The following is a 410-nucleotide window of genomic DNA, read 5'->3' as shown; positions in this document are numbered from 1 at the left end:
ATGGAGCGACCCTTCATACGTTTGTTCTTACGCACCCATTTGCGGCGGCGTTTGTGCTTCAAGACCTGCGGTACCTCGAAGAGTGACAGTGGAAGTTTGTTAGCCCAAAGCATGTTGTAGAGCGTCTTGGTACAGGGAATCTGTTCCGGAGTAAATAGCTTATTTCGCCTAGCATAGCCAACGCAGGCATCCAGTGACCAGCGTTCCTGGCGGACTCGTTCCACCATCCATTGGATAAACAGCTCGCAGTCGTCATGATCGATTTTACAAGGCTTCCTGGAGTTCTTGCGATTCTCTGCATAAGCCTTCTGACCGCGCTTTGCCATATACTGAGGGGCACGACCGTGCTTGCTTTTCCGATCCGGCGTTCCACGCCGAAGTTCATAGAAAACAGTCGTATGAGCACATCC

General features: G+C 51.5%; 1 pseudogene. It reads right to left on the bottom strand.

The window, feature by feature from the left end:
• Positions 1-326 (bottom strand): annotated as a pseudogene (locus tag CJ260_RS13255) (hypothetical protein); the annotation flags it as partial.
• Positions 327-410: the final 84 nt, after the last annotated feature.

The organism is Megasphaera sp. ASD88, assembly GCF_002287425.1.
Lineage (GTDB): Bacteria > Bacillota > Negativicutes > Veillonellales > Megasphaeraceae > Megasphaera > Megasphaera stantonii.
Note: the sequence above shows the minus strand (reverse complement) of the source record. Positions and strands in the feature narration are given on the sequence as shown.